Source organism: Pseudomonas sp. NFACC25, from assembly GCF_900100935.1.
Classification (GTDB): Bacteria; Pseudomonadota; Gammaproteobacteria; order Pseudomonadales; family Pseudomonadaceae; genus Aquipseudomonas; species Aquipseudomonas marginalis.
Genome location: NZ_FMUC01000013.1, coordinates 23,752 through 37,148, shown reverse-complemented (window position 1 = coordinate 37,148; position 13,397 = coordinate 23,752). Strand labels below are relative to the sequence as shown.

At 62.0% G+C, this 13,397-nt stretch carries 10 protein-coding genes; 3 read left to right on the top strand and 7 right to left on the bottom strand.

The features are described 5' to 3' along the window. The first annotated feature begins 8 nt into the window (after positions 1-8). Positions 9-1,550: an alkaline phosphatase D family protein gene (locus tag BLQ09_RS24245; RefSeq protein ID WP_092358792.1), complete on the top strand. Its 1,542-nt coding sequence runs from the start codon at positions 9-11 to the stop codon at positions 1,548-1,550. A 56-nt stretch (positions 1,551-1,606) separates the two neighbouring features. Here BLQ09_RS24245 and BLQ09_RS24240 read toward each other — a convergent pair whose 3' ends face one another. Together BLQ09_RS24240 and BLQ09_RS24235 are read right to left on the bottom strand one after the other, a co-directional pair. Continuing rightward, positions 1,607-4,132, bottom strand: a complete 2,526-nt coding sequence (locus BLQ09_RS24240; protein WP_092358790.1) for a PepSY domain-containing protein — start codon at positions 4,130-4,132, stop codon at positions 1,607-1,609. Between the two features lie 132 nt (positions 4,133-4,264). Then, positions 4,265-6,568 (bottom strand): TonB-dependent receptor, encoded by a 2,304-nt coding sequence (locus tag BLQ09_RS24235; RefSeq protein ID WP_027604868.1) that lies wholly within the window; start codon positions 6,566-6,568, stop codon positions 4,265-4,267. A 206-nt stretch (positions 6,569-6,774) separates the two neighbouring features. On the opposite strand from BLQ09_RS24235, the gene BLQ09_RS24230 reads away from it, so the two are divergent. Continuing rightward, positions 6,775-7,455, top strand: coding sequence for a Fe2+-dependent dioxygenase (locus tag BLQ09_RS24230; RefSeq protein WP_027604867.1), 681 nt, complete (start codon positions 6,775-6,777; stop codon positions 7,453-7,455). A 1-nt stretch (position 7,456) separates the two neighbouring features. Beyond that, positions 7,457-8,206 (top strand): tetratricopeptide repeat protein, encoded by a 750-nt coding sequence (locus BLQ09_RS24225; RefSeq protein ID WP_027604866.1) that lies wholly within the window; start codon positions 7,457-7,459, stop codon positions 8,204-8,206. Positions 8,207-8,255: 49 nt separating this feature from the next. Here the strand turns inward: BLQ09_RS24225 and BLQ09_RS24220 are convergent, their stop codons facing one another. The 5 genes from BLQ09_RS24220 to BLQ09_RS24200 all read right to left on the bottom strand — a co-directional run bounded on the left by BLQ09_RS24220 (position 8,256) and on the right by BLQ09_RS24200 (position 13,306). After that, entirely contained in the window at positions 8,256-9,419 is a 1,164-nt protein-coding gene (locus BLQ09_RS24220; protein ID WP_014716890.1) for a type III PLP-dependent enzyme, read from the bottom strand. A 400-nt stretch (positions 9,420-9,819) separates the two neighbouring features. Then, a complete protein-coding gene (locus tag BLQ09_RS24215; RefSeq protein ID WP_017138294.1) occupies positions 9,820-10,977 on the bottom strand; it encodes an osmoprotectant ABC transporter ATP-binding protein OsmV in 1,158 nt (385 codons plus the stop codon). Then, positions 10,974-11,627, bottom strand: coding sequence for an ABC transporter permease (locus BLQ09_RS24210; RefSeq protein ID WP_027604864.1), 654 nt, complete (start codon positions 11,625-11,627; stop codon positions 10,974-10,976). Before BLQ09_RS24210 ends, BLQ09_RS24215 begins: the two co-directional genes overlap by 4 nt. Positions 11,628-11,639: 12 nt before the next feature. Beyond that, entirely contained in the window at positions 11,640-12,533 is an 894-nt protein-coding gene (locus BLQ09_RS24205; protein WP_092358788.1) for a glycine betaine ABC transporter substrate-binding protein, read from the bottom strand. Between the two features lie 20 nt (positions 12,534-12,553). Then, on the bottom strand, positions 12,554-13,306 hold the full coding sequence (locus tag BLQ09_RS24200) for an ABC transporter permease (RefSeq protein ID WP_262382155.1): 753 nt from the start codon (positions 13,304-13,306) through the stop codon (positions 12,554-12,556). Positions 13,307-13,397: the final 91 nt, after the last annotated feature.

Below are 13,397 nucleotides of genomic sequence, written 5' to 3'. Positions count from 1 at the left end.
GCACCTGCATGAGTCACTTCGATCTCGGCCGTCGCCGCGTGATGCAAGTCGTCGGCGCCGGTCTGTTGCTGCCGGGCCTGGCCCCGGCGGTGATCGCGTCGGTCAAGGACCGGCCGCAACTCACCGACGGCGTGCAGTCCGGCGACCTGCTCGGTGATCGCGCGATGATCTGGAGCCGCAGCGACCGCCCGGCGAAGATGGTGGTGGAGTGGGACACCCGCAGCGTATTCAGCAACCCGCGTCGATTTGTTTCGCCCCTGGCCGACAACCGCACCGACTTTACCGCCCGCGTCGAACTCACCGGACTGCCCGCCGACCAGGCGATTTTCTACCGCGTGCACTTTGAAGACGCCCAGACCGGCGTCGCCAGCGAGCCGTGGTTCGGCCACCTGCGCAGCGTGCCGTACCAACGCCGCGACATCCGTTTTGTGTGGAGCGGCGACACCGTCGGCCAAGGCTTTGGCATCAACCCGGACATCGGCGGTATGCGCATCTACGAAGCCATGCGCCTGCGCCTGCCGGACTTCTTTATCCACAGCGGCGACACCATCTACGCCGATGGCCCGGTGCCCGCGCAATTGCCTACCGAGGGCGGGCGCATCTGGCGCAATATCACCACCGAAGCCAAGAGCAAGGTCGCCGAAACCCTCGACGAATATCGCGGCAACTACCGCTACAACCTGCTGGATGAAAACGTGCGTCGCTTCAATGCCGAGGTGCCGCAGATCTGGCAGTGGGATGACCATGAAGTGGTGAATAACTGGTCGCCCGGCAAGCAACTCGACGAGCGCTACCAGACCAAGGACATCAACACCTTGGTGGGTCGTGCACGCCAGGCCTGGCTGGAGTATTCACCCATGCGCCGGCAAAGCGCGGACGGCGGCGGGCGGATTTATCGCACGCTCAGTTATGGCCCGCTGCTGGATGTATTCGTGCTCGACATGCGCAGCTATCGCGGCCCCAACGATGACAACCTGGGCGGTGAAAAACCCTTCCTCGGCCGCGAGCAGTTGGACTGGCTCAAGCGCGAACTCAAGGCCTCCCAGGCCCAGTGGAAGGTGATCGCCGCCGACATGCCCATCGGCCTCGGCGTGCCCGACGGCGAAGTCAGCCCCGGCGTACCGCGCTGGGAAGCCATTGCCAACAATGACCCAGGCCCGGCGCAGGGCCGCGAGCTGGAAATCGCCGAATTACTCGGCTTTCTGCGCGCGCAGAAAGTGCGCAACCATGTGTGGCTGACGGCGGATGTGCATTACTGCGCGGCCCATCACTACCACCCGGATCGGGCGGCGTTCCAGGATTTCGAGCCGTTCTGGGAGTTTGTCGCCGGGCCTCTGAATGCGGGCAGCTTCGGTCCGAATCCCTTGGATAAAACCTTTGGCCCTGAGGTGGTGTTCGAGAAGGCCCCGCCGGCGCAGAACACCTCGCCGTTTGCCGGGTTTCAGTTTTTTGGCGAAGTGCAGATTGACGGGCAGACAGCGGAGTTGACCGTGATTTTGCGCGACCTGGATGGGGTCTCGGTATTCGAACAGAAGCTGCAACCGGTCTGACCTGAAATGCAATCTAAATGTGGGAGGGGGCAAGCCCCCTCTCACATTGGATCACATCAGTAGACATCCCGGCGGTAGCGCCCTTGTTCGATCAAGCGCTCCACTGTCTCATTCCCGAGGATGTCGACCAGCGCCTGGTCCACGCCCGTCGCCATCCCCTGCAAGCTGCCACACACATAAATCGCCGCGCCGTCCGCGAGCCATTTACGCAGGACATCGGCGGATTCGCGCAGGCGGTCCTGCACGTAGATTTTCTCCTCCTGATCCCGGGAAAACGCCAGGTCCAGCAGGGCCAGGTCACCACTGGCCAGCCAGCCTTGCAGCTCGTCCCGGCACAGGTAGTCGTGGGCGATGGAGCGTTCGCCGAACAGCAGCCAGTTGCGCTGCTGGCCATCGGCAATGCGCGCCTTGAGCAGGCTGCGCAAACCGGCCAGGCCGGTGCCGTTACCCAGCAGGATCAATGGCACCGGCGCCTCCGGCAGGTGGAAGCCACTGTTGCGGCGCAGGCGCAGGCTGATTGCCGAGCCAATGGCCGCATGTTCGGTGAGCCAGCCCGAGCCCACACCCAGGCTGCCGTCGGGGTGGCGTTCCTGGCGCACGATCAATTCCAGCACGCCGTCGCTGGCGATCGAGGCGATGGAGTATTCGCGCATGCCCAGGGGTGCGAGCGCGTTCACCAGCGCTTGAGCGTGCAGGCCGACCAGGTGCGCCCGGTTGTCCGGCAGTTGGCGGGTCGCAAGGGCCTGGTTGAGGGTGTGTGGCAGGCCGTCGATCAGCACGCCATCAGTGCCGATCAGCCCCAGGCCTTCGAGGAAGTGCTCGATGGCCCACGGGCAATTGCGCGGCAGGATTTCCACCAGGTCGCCGGCCAGCCAGTTTTGTTTCGATGGCGATGTGAGGCCCAGCAGGTAGACGTCCGAGCTGGCGCTGCCGGGGTTGAGCAGGGTGCGCTGGCTCAGCGTCCAGTTTTCATACTGGGCGGTCGGCCAGGCGGCGACGGGTGCCTGGCCCGTCAGCTGTCCAAGCTGTTGTTGCCAGTGCAGCAGGGCGGCGCTGTCGCCGCTGTCCACTTCCACCGGGGCGAACAGTGGGTTGCCACCCTGGTGGGTCAGCCAGAAATGCAGGCGCCGGGCAAAGCCACAGAAGTGTTGGTACTGGCGATCACCCAGGGCCAGCACCGAGTAGTTCAGGCCTTTGAGTGACAGATCCTGGCCGAGCACGCTGCGCTCGAAACCGCGGGCGCTGTCGGGGGCTTCGCCGTCGCCGAAGGTGCTGACTACGAACAGCGCATTTTCCGACTGGCGCAAGTCGTCCTGGCTGACACTGCCCAGAGGCTGCACCTTCACCGGCAGGCCAGCCGCCTGCAATTGTCCGGCGGTCTGCCAGGCCAGTTGCTCGGCAAACCCGCTCTGGCTGGCAAAACCGATCAGCCAGGCCGGGGCATCACTGTGGTTGGCACTGAGGCCTTTGCGTGCGTCGCGTACCTGGCGTTTTTTGCGCCGACGGTCCAGGTACAGCAGCCAGCCGGTGATGAAGAACAACGGCATGAGCAGCGAGCTGACGGTGAGGATAATGCGCCCCGCCAGGCCGAAATAACTGCCGGTGTGCAGCGCGTAGATGCTGGTGAGTAACTGCGACTTGAAGGTTTTGCCGGCGTACGTGTCATGGGATTTGACCTCGCCGGTGGCCGGGTCCAGGTTGATCTGGTTCAGTGCGCGGTCGTGGGGGGAGTCTTTGAGCAGGTAATAGACAATGGCGGGTTGCCCGGCGACGGCTGGCATGCGGATGTTATAGGCACTCAAGCCTGGGCCGGCGTTGCTGTAGATGCTGCTCCAGATCGCGTCGTAGTTGGCCACTGGTGCCGGGCCTGCGGGCGGTGGGCCGCGCTTGCGCATCCGTTCATTCTGCGGCGCGTCGGACAGCAGTTTGGTCAGGCCCTGGCTGTACCAGTCGTAGGACCAGGACAGGCCGGTCAGCGCCGCCAGCAGGTAGGCCAGCAGGCACCAGGTGCCGAACACCGAATGCAAATCCCAGTTGAAGCTGCGGCCCTTTTTGCGCCAGTCCAGCGTCAGCCAGGCACGCCAGTTGGCGACCTGGCGCGGCCAGCGCAGGTACAGGCCGGACAGGCAGAAGAACACCAGGATCAGCGTGCAGGCGCCGGTGATCTGCCGGCCGGTTTCGCCCATGGCCAGGAAGCGGTGCAGTTGCAGGATAAAGCCGAGTACATCCTGGCCGACCGCGTCGCCCATGTAGTCGCCGGTGTAGGGGTCGAAATAGCGCATCTGGCCACGGCGCTCACCCGGCGGCGGGGTGAAGAACACGCGGGCGGCGTTGCCGCTTTCGCTTTCCACCCACAGCATGGACACGGCCTTGCCTTCGGTGGCTTCCAGCTTGCGCACCAGCTCGGCGGGCGGCAGCACGCCGGCTTCGCGTTTCTCCACGCTCAACACACTTGGGTTGAGCGCCCGCAGGATCTCATCCTGAAACGAGACCGCAGCCCCGGTGATCCCCATCAAGGCCAGCACCAGCCCGGCAGTGATGCCGAAGAACCAGTGCAACTGGAACAGGGTTTTCTTCAACACGTCGGACCGCCTCGTCTATCTGAATATGTAGGGCACGGCGCGCATTATGCCGTGGGTTGTCGAGAAACATTCTGTTTGACACGCAAAAGCCCCACGCATCCGATGCGTGGGGCTTTGTGGGCTGCTGACCGTTTAGAAGTGGAAGCTTGTGGACAGCAGCGCCGTGCGGCCCGCCGCCTGGTTGGCGAAGTGCGAGGCGTAGGCTTTGTCGTAATAGGTCTTGTCAGTCAGGTTCTGCACGTTCAATTGCAGGTCGACGTTTTTGCTCAGCTTATAGCTGGCCATGGCGTCGTAGCGGGTGTAGGAGGGCACATACACGGTGTTGGCCGCATCGCCGTAAACCTGATCGACGTAGAACGCGCCACCGCCGATGGTCAGCTTCGGGGTCAGGTTATAGGTGGTCCACAGGCTGAACGAGTGCTCCGGCGTGTTGGGCATTTGGTTGCCTTTGTTGGAACCGGCCTGGACGACGCCCTGGCGGTTGCCGTTTTTGCCTGGGTCAACCAGTTCGGCTTTCAGGTAGCTGTAGCCGGCGAATACTTGCCACTGTTCGGTGATCTTGCCGCTGGCGGACAGTTCCAGGCCATCGACCCGCGACTCGCCTGCCGTTTCGTAGGTGTTGGAGTCCACCAGGATGCGGGTGTTTTTCTTCTCGGTACGGAACACTGCGGCAGACAGGGACAGGCGGTTGTGGAACAGGTCCCACTTGGTGCCCAGTTCGTAGTTGACGGTTTCTTCGGGCTTGAGGTCGCTGGTGTTGATGCCGGTAGGAATCGCATTGCTGTCGACTCCTTCGCCCACCAGTCCACCTGCCGGTGAGGCCGAGGTCGCGTAGGAGGTGTAGATGCTGCCGTTCTCCAAAGGCTTCCAGACCAGGCCGGCCTGCCAGTTGAAGAACTGGCTGTCGTCCTTGACCTTGCTGCGCGCCCTGACCGTCGAGGTCGGTACGGCGTTGGTGTTGGCTTCGGTGTCGAAGGTGTCGTAGCGCAGGCCGACGTTCAGCAGCCATTTCGGATCGAGTTCGATGGTGTCGAACACATAGGCGGCACGGCTGGTGGCCTTGGTGTTGGTGCCGTTGTAATTGCGCGCGATGCTGCCGGTCCAGGCGTCGTCCGGATTCGGGTTGCTCAGCGAGGTGCACTGTCCACCCCGGCCGCCGCCGGCCACGGTGCACGTCGGGTTGCTGTTCGGTGTGACGGTGTAACCGCTGACGCGGGTTTCTTCGCCGGTGAATTCCAGGCCGGTGGAGTAGCTGTGCTTGAAGCCAAGCGCCTGGAAATTGCCGAACAGATCTGTCTGGTTGGTGGTGGTCGTGGTGGTGGAGACGCGAGTGTTCGCGCGACGCCACACCGTGCCGAAACGGTTGACGTTGCGTTGGCTATCGTCCGGCTGCGTGAGCACGTAGTCCTGACCGGTGCTGCCATGGCGCAGGGTGTTTTTCAGCGTCATGTCGTCGTTCAGGTCGTGCTCGATGGAGAACGTGCTGATGTCCGCGCGGGTCTTGCGGAAGTCACGGTCCTTGAGACCGTAGAAGTTATTGCTGTCGCCGCCGTCGGTGGGTTTGTCGTGCGCATGAGTGGTGGCGGTCGAAGAGCTGTAGCCATACGGAATGCCCGAATCCGGCAGGTCATTGCTTTCCATATGGTAGTAGCTGAGGTTGACGCGGGTCGGCGTGCCCAGGCCGAAGGTCAGCGATGGGGCCACGCCCCAGCGGTCGTAATTGACCGCGTCACGGCCGGCCACGTTCTGTTCGTGGCTCATCAGGTTCAGGCGGAACGCGGCGCTGTCGTCGAGGAACTGACGGTTCACATCGAGTACATAGCGGCGGGTCTGGTCGGAACCGTAAGTGAAGCCGCCGTTGGTGAAGTCCCGGGCTTGCGGAGTCTTGCTCACCAGGTTGAGGCTGCCACCGGCCGAGCCACGACCGCCGAAGGAGGAGTTCGGGCCTTTGCTGACTTCGATGGACTCGATATCGAAAATTTCACGGCTCTGGCCGCCGGTGTCGCGCACGCCGTCCAGGTAGGTGTCGCCCTGGGCGTCGAAACCACGGATGAATGGACGGTCGCCCTGGGGGTTGCCGCCCTCGCCGGCGCCGAAGGTAATCCCCGGTACGGTGCGCAGGGCATCCTGCAACGAGGTGGCGGCGGTGTCCTTGAGGACTTGTTGTGGCACCACGGTCACCGAGCGCGGCGTGTCCACCAGCGGCGCGGTGTATTTTTGCGAAGAGGCTTTTTCGACCTGGTACGCGGTGTTGTCCTGTTCTTCGCCGGTGATGCTGGTGGCGCCGAGGGCGATGCTGTTGCGCTGGCCTTTTTGTTCAGTGTCTTCGGCCGCCTGCGCCAGATGGGCGACAGAGCTGGCGCTGAGCGCAACGCCGATGGCCGAAGCCAGCATGCGGGGTGAGCCAACAGGTGTTTTTGTGGTGGTGCGCGACATGACGTGTCCTTTCCCCAAGGAGGTGAGGCCGCGGAATATAGGGTGAACAAGACTTTCTATCAATTGCGATACATTACTATTCGCGCTGAATTTACATTCTTTACACTTTTGCCTTACGGTTTTTACGCTCTCGTTCGTCTCCGGCGTTTTACAGGGCGGATAAGAATCAATACCATTGGCGCCTCTTTGCCTACAGGTATTGCCCCATGCTGCTGCACATTCCCGGCCTGTTCTCTCGCGAGGAAGTGCAGCGCATCCGCCACGCCCTGGAAACCGCCGATTGGGCCGATGGCAAAATCACCGCCGGGCACCAGTCCGCCAAAGCCAAGCACAACCTGCAATTGCCCGAAGGCCACCCGCTGGCCAAGGAGATCGGCGCGGCAATGCTCGAACGGTTGTGGAAAAATCCTCTGTTTATGTCAGCGGCGTTACCGCACAAGGTCTTCCCGCCGCTGCTCAATTGCTACACGGCCGGTGGCAGCTTCGACTTCCATATCGACAATGCCGTGCGCCAGGCCAGGGGCAGCCATGAACGGGTGCGCACGGACCTGTCGTCTACGCTGTTCTTCAGCGATCCGGATGACTATGACGGCGGCGAACTGGAGATCCAGGACACTTTCGGCCTGCAGCGCGTGAAGTTGCCGGCCGGCGATATGGTGCTGTACCCAGGCTCCAGCCTGCACAAAGTCAACGCCGTGTCCCGAGGTGCGCGGTATGCCGCGTTTTTCTGGACCCAAAGCCTGGTGCGCGAAGACAGCCAGCGCACCCTGCTGTTCGAGATGGACGGCGCCATCCAGCAATTGAGCCGTGATGTACCCGACCACCCTGGGTTGATCCAGCTCACCGGCACCTATCACAACCTGTTGCGTCGCTGGGTCGAGGTCTGACATGGGCTTTTTATTGCGCCGCGAAGAAGTGCTCAACGTTGAGCAATTGCAGGGCATGCTCGACGACTCGCCGGTGCGCGCGGCCCAGGCGATTCTGATCGCGGCCAAGGAGGGCGTGGTGGATGCCCAGGCCTTGCTCGGGCAAATCCTGCTGGAAGGCCGCGGTATTGCGCGCGACGAAGCGCTGGCGCTGCGGTGGTTCCAGATTGCGGCGCAGGGCGGGCATTTAATGGCGCGCAATATGGCCGGGCGTTGCCTGGAGCATGGCTGGGGGTGTGCCATCGACGAAGCGGCGGCTGCGCGGGAATACCGTTTGGCGGCAGACGCGGGATTGGATTGGGGCCAGTACAACTATGCCAATCTGCTGGCGACGGGCCGGGGTGTTGCCGAGAACCCGCAGCACGCGCTGGCCCTGTATCGGCAAGCCGCAGAACAGGGGCATGCCAAGTCGATGAACCTGCTGGGGCGCTACCTGGAAGACGCTCAGGTTTGCCCGAGGGACCTGGAGGCGGCTGTGGAGTGGTATCGACGCTCAGCCGAGGCCGGGGATTTTCGCGGGCAGTTCAGTTACGCGGCGGTGTTGGCCGACAGGGGCCAGGTCGAGGCGGCGCTGGAGTGGTTGCGCAAGGCGCTGGCGGGCGGAAATCTGAAGTTCCTGCGAACAGCCCACACGGCCTTGGCGGCGGCGAGTGATCCGCGGGTTCGAGCGCTGGCCGAGGCCTTCCACCAACGGGCCGTGAGCCTTGCCTGAGGCATAAAAAAACCCATGACATGTCATGGGTTTTTTGTGTGCGGGCGTCTTACACGTAGAACGACTTCAACGGCGGAAAGCCATTGAACTCAACCGCGCTGTAGCTGGTGGTGTAGGCACCGGTCGACAGCCAGTACAAGCGATCACCGATCGCCAGGTTCAGCGGCAGGCCGTACTTGTAGTTTTCGTACATGATGTCGGCGCTGTCGCAGGTCGGGCCGGCGATGACCACTTCTTCCATCTCGCCTTTCTTCTCGGTCCAGATCGGGAACTTGATGGCTTCGTCCATGGTTTCGATCAGGCCGGAGAACTTGCCCACATCCGTGTACACCCAGCGCTCGACGGCGGTACGGGATTTACGGGCAACCAATACCACTTCACTGACCAGGATGCCGGCGTTGGCGATCAGCGAACGGCCTGGCTCGAGGATGATTTCCGGCAGGTCATCGCCGAAGTCTTCCTTGAGGAAGCGGATGATTTCTTCGGCGTAGGTTTCCAGGCTGTTGGTGCGGGTGATGTAGTTGGCCGGGAAGCCGCCGCCCATGTTGATCAGCTTGAGGTGGATGCCGTCTTCTTCCTTCAGGCGTTCGAAGATCACCTTGACCTTGGCGATTGCCGCGTCCCACACGCTGATGTCGCGTTGCTGCGAGCCAACGTGGAACGAAATGCCGTAGGGCACCAGGCCCAGGTCACGAGCGAGGATCAGCAGGTCCATGGCCATGTCGGTCTGGCAGCCGAATTTGCGCGACAGAGGCCAGTCAGCCGTGGTCGAGCCTTCGGTGAGGATACGTACATACACTTTCGAACCCGGCGCGGCCTTGGCGATGTTGCGCAGGTCGGCTTCGGAGTCGGTGGAGAACAGGCGCACGCCCTTCTCGTAGAAGTAGCGGATGTCCTTGGATTTCTTGATGGTGTTGCCGTAGCTGATACGGTCGGCGCTGACGCCGCGGTCCATGACCTTGTCCAGCTCGTAGATCGAGGCGATGTCGAAGCTCGAGCCCTTGTCTTTCAGCAGGTCGATGATCTCCACGGCCGGGTTGGCCTTGACCGCGTAATACACCTTGGCGAATTCGAAACCGGCGCGCAGGTCATCGTAGGCCTGGCTGATCATCGCGGTGTCGATCACCACGAACGGGGTTTCCTGTTTGTCGGCGAACGCCTTCATTTTGTCAAAAGTGGCGCGCGCGAAATAATCTTCGACGTTGATCGACATGCTGGGAACTCCTAAGGGCAAACTAAATTGATCAATGGGTGCAAATGAACGTCCTCCGTATCCCCACTTTGGTTCGCCTACTTCCCAAGGCATGTCGCCGAAAGCAAAAAGGCCATGGGAATAGTCGCTTCCCTTGGCCTTGCTGTCTCGTCGTCAGTACTTGAGCCGGATGGATCGTTTCCAGCATGGACGTTCGGCGCGAACTTTAGGACGTGAGGGGCCATAGATCAACTAAAAATGTCGCGTTTTTGCACGCGTTCGTCGCGGGACCGCGCGCAGCTACTTATGTAACCGACACGTGTGACGGAATGATGTTCCCCGGATGTGGATAATTGAAGGTGTTTCCCTGACAGATCGCGGGACCAAATGTGGGAGGGAGCAAGCCCCCTCCCACATAAGATCAGGCCAGGGCGGTCTCGGCGGGGGAGACAATGCTGGTCTTGCCCCCACGGGACTTACCGGAACTCAGGTACTCGGCAATCGACTCCTGGGTCACTTCACCCAGGAACACCCGCTCCGCATCCATCACCGGCAACCACGAGCGGTTGAACTCGTACATGCGCGACAACAGGATGCGCAAATGCTCGTCATACGCCGCCGTGGCGTTGAACTCGCGCAGGTACTGGCCGCAGGTACCGGTCTGACGGTGCAGGTCGCGACGGCGTACATAGCCGAGCGCCTTGTTCTCGGCGCACGTGACTACCACATAGCGGCGGTCAGTTTCGTCCATCAGCTCCAGGGCATCGGCCACCGGGGTTTCCGGGCTCACCGATGGGGCGTTGTCCGCCGCATCTTCAGCCTTCACCAGCAACAGGCGCTTGAGGGTGCTGTCCTGGCCCACGAAGTTGCTGACGAACTCGTCGGCCGGATGGGCCAGCAGGGTGTCCGGATGATCGATCTGCAGCAGCTTGCCGGCGCGGAAGATGGCGATCTTGTCACCCAGCTTGATGGCTTCGTCGATGTCGTGGCTGACCATGATCACGGTCTTGTTCAGCGCCCGTTGCATCTCGAAGAACTCGTTCTGGATCATCTCGCGGTTGATCGGGTCGACCGCGCCGAACGGCTCATCCATCAGCAGCAGCGGCGCGTCCGCCGCCAGTGCACGAATCACGCCGATACGCTGTTGCTGGCCGCCCGACAGTTCACGCGGGTAGCGATGCAGGTACTGCTTGGGTTCCAGCTTGATCATGCTCATCAACTCGCGGGCGCGGTCGTGGCATTTCTGCTTGTCCCAGCCCAGCAGCTTGGGCACGACCACGATGTTTTCCTCGATGGTCATGTTCGGGAACAGGCCGATCTGCTGGATCACGTAGCCGATGTTGCGACGCAGGGTCACTTCATCGAGGTCGGTGGTGTCTTCGCCGTTGATCAGGATCTTGCCCGAGGTCGGCTTGATCAGGCGGTTGATCATTTTCAGCGTGGTGCTCTTGCCGCAGCCCGAAGGGCCGAGGAACACGCAAATCTCGCCTTCGTTGACGGTCAGGCTTACGTCGTTCACGGCCGAAACAGTTTTGCCGTTGCTTTGAAAAGTCTTGGTCAGGTTTTGAAGTTCGATCATTTGAGCAGTCCTTTTGGAGTCAGCGAGCGTTGCAGCCATTGCAGAAGCAGGTCGGCGAAGATGGCCAGGAGACTGACCAGCACGGCGCCGACGATCAGCATCGACATGTCGCTGCGGCTGATGGAAGCCAGAATAAGTACACCCAGGCCACCGGCGCCGATGGTGGCGGCGATGGTCATGACGCCAATGTTCATCACCACGGCGGTACGCACGCCGGCGAGGATCACCGGCACGGCGATGGGCAGTTCGACCATGCGCAGGCGCTGGCCGAAGGTCATGCCGATGCCTTTGGCGGCTTCGCGGATGCCCGGTTCGACGCCGGTGAGGGCCAGGTAAGTGTTACGCATGATCGGCAGCAGGGAGTAGAGGAACACGGCGGTGATCGCCGGCATCGGCCCCAGGCCCTGGCCGAATTTGGAGTAGAACGGCAGCAGCAGGCCGAACAGGGCGATGGACGGCACGGTCAGCAGCACCGTGGCGCTGGCTTGCAACGGGCCGGCGAGGGTCGGGAAGCGGGTCATCAGCACGCCGAGGGGCACGCCGACGACAATCGCCAGGATCACCGCGATACCGACCAGGGTGATGTGCTGCCAGGTCAGGTGCAGGACCTGGGCCCAATCAAGATGGGAAAAGGCGTTCAGGAATTCCATGTCTTCTCCTTCTTAGTTGATCGGATGTTGGCGCAGGAAATCGGCGGCAACAGCGGATGGGCTTTCATGGTCGACGTCGACCCGCGCGTTCAACTCGCGCATGGTCTTGTCGTCGAACAGCGCGGCCAGTGGCGCAAGGTCTGCGGCCAGCTGCGGGTGCGCGTCCAGGTAAACCTGGCGCACCACGGGGGCGGCGGTGTAGTCCGGGAAATAGTGCTTGTCGTCGGCCAGCAGCTTCAATTTGAACGCGTTGAGGCGACCGTCTGTGGTGTAGACCAGGCCGGCAAACACCTGGCCGTTACGCAGGGCGGTGTAGACCAGGCCCGCGTCCATCTGCCGGGTGTTTTTGCGCGTCAGGTTCATGTCATACAGCTTGACCATGCCGGCGAGGCCGTCGGAGCGGTTGGCGAACTCGGTGTCCAGGGCCACGAGGCGGTGTTCCTTGGTGTCTTCTGCCATGGCGTTGGTGAGGTCGCTGATGCTGTTGATCTCTGGATGCTCCTCGGCCACTTTCTCGGGCAGTGCCAGGGCGTAGGTGTTGCTGAAGCGCGACGGCGACAGCCAGACCAGGCCTTTTTTCGCGTCGAGCTCTTTCACTCGGGCGTAGGACTGTTCGCTGTCGAGCTTCTCGTCCACATGGTTATAGGCCACGAGCGACACGCCGGTGTATTCCCAGATCAGGTCCAGTTGCCCGCTTTCCTGGGCACTGCGCGCCAGGTTGCTGCCCAGGCCGCCGGTCACGCGGGCGTCATAGCCCTTGGTGCGCAGGTACTGGGAGGTGATTTCGGCCAGCAGGGTCTGTTCGGTGAACACCCGCGCGCCAATGCGGATCACGGGTTTTTCGGCAGCTTGCGCAAGACCTGCAAACAGCAGGACGCAGCTCAGTATCAAGTTGATTTTTTTCATGTGTATTCCTTTGCCAAGCCTTAAGACGGACGCAACCCGCGTTCCAGCCAGAGGCGGCTGGCCATGGTTACCAGGCCGTCGAGCAGCAACGCCAGCAACGCGGTGCACGCGGCGCCGAGCAGCAGTTGCGGCTGGTTGTTCAGGGCGATGCCGGGGAAAATCAGGCTGCCCAGGCTATTGGCACCAATCAGGAACGCCAGCGGCGCGGTACCGACGTTGATCGCCAGGGCCACGCGCACACCGCCGATGATGATCGGCACGGCGTTCGGCAATTCGACGCGAAACAGCACCTGGCGCGGGGTCATGCCGATACCGGTGGCGGCTTCTTTCAGCGAGCCTTGAACGTTTTTGAGGCCTTCGTAGGTGTTGCGCACGATGGGCAACAAGGAGGCGAGGAACAGCGCGAAGATGGCCGGGCCGCTGCCGATGCCGAGGACGCCGAGGGCGATGGCCAGTACGGCCAGGGGGGGGACGGTGTTGCCGATGTTGAAGATCTGCATGAAGCGTTCTGCGCGCCCGACCATGTTCGGTCGGCTGAGCAGGATACCGGCGGGGATGCCCACAACGAGGGCGGCCAGCATGGAGACTAGAACCAGGATCAAATGAGCTTGCAGGTAAAACAACAAATCGTCGCGGTACAGTTCGATCGTGTTGATGCCGATCCAGTGGACCAGCAGGGCCAGGAGAGCGACGACAACCACTCCTCCTATCAGCCCTTTGCCATAGCGAATAGCCACAGGCGGACTCCTTTTTTCTTTTGTCGGCGACCACATTTCCGAGCGGCAATGCCATTCCTGGCTGTCGGCGAATAGGGTCGCGAAAAGCAGCTCGCCAATACCGGCAACGCGGTATCAAATCGAGCCA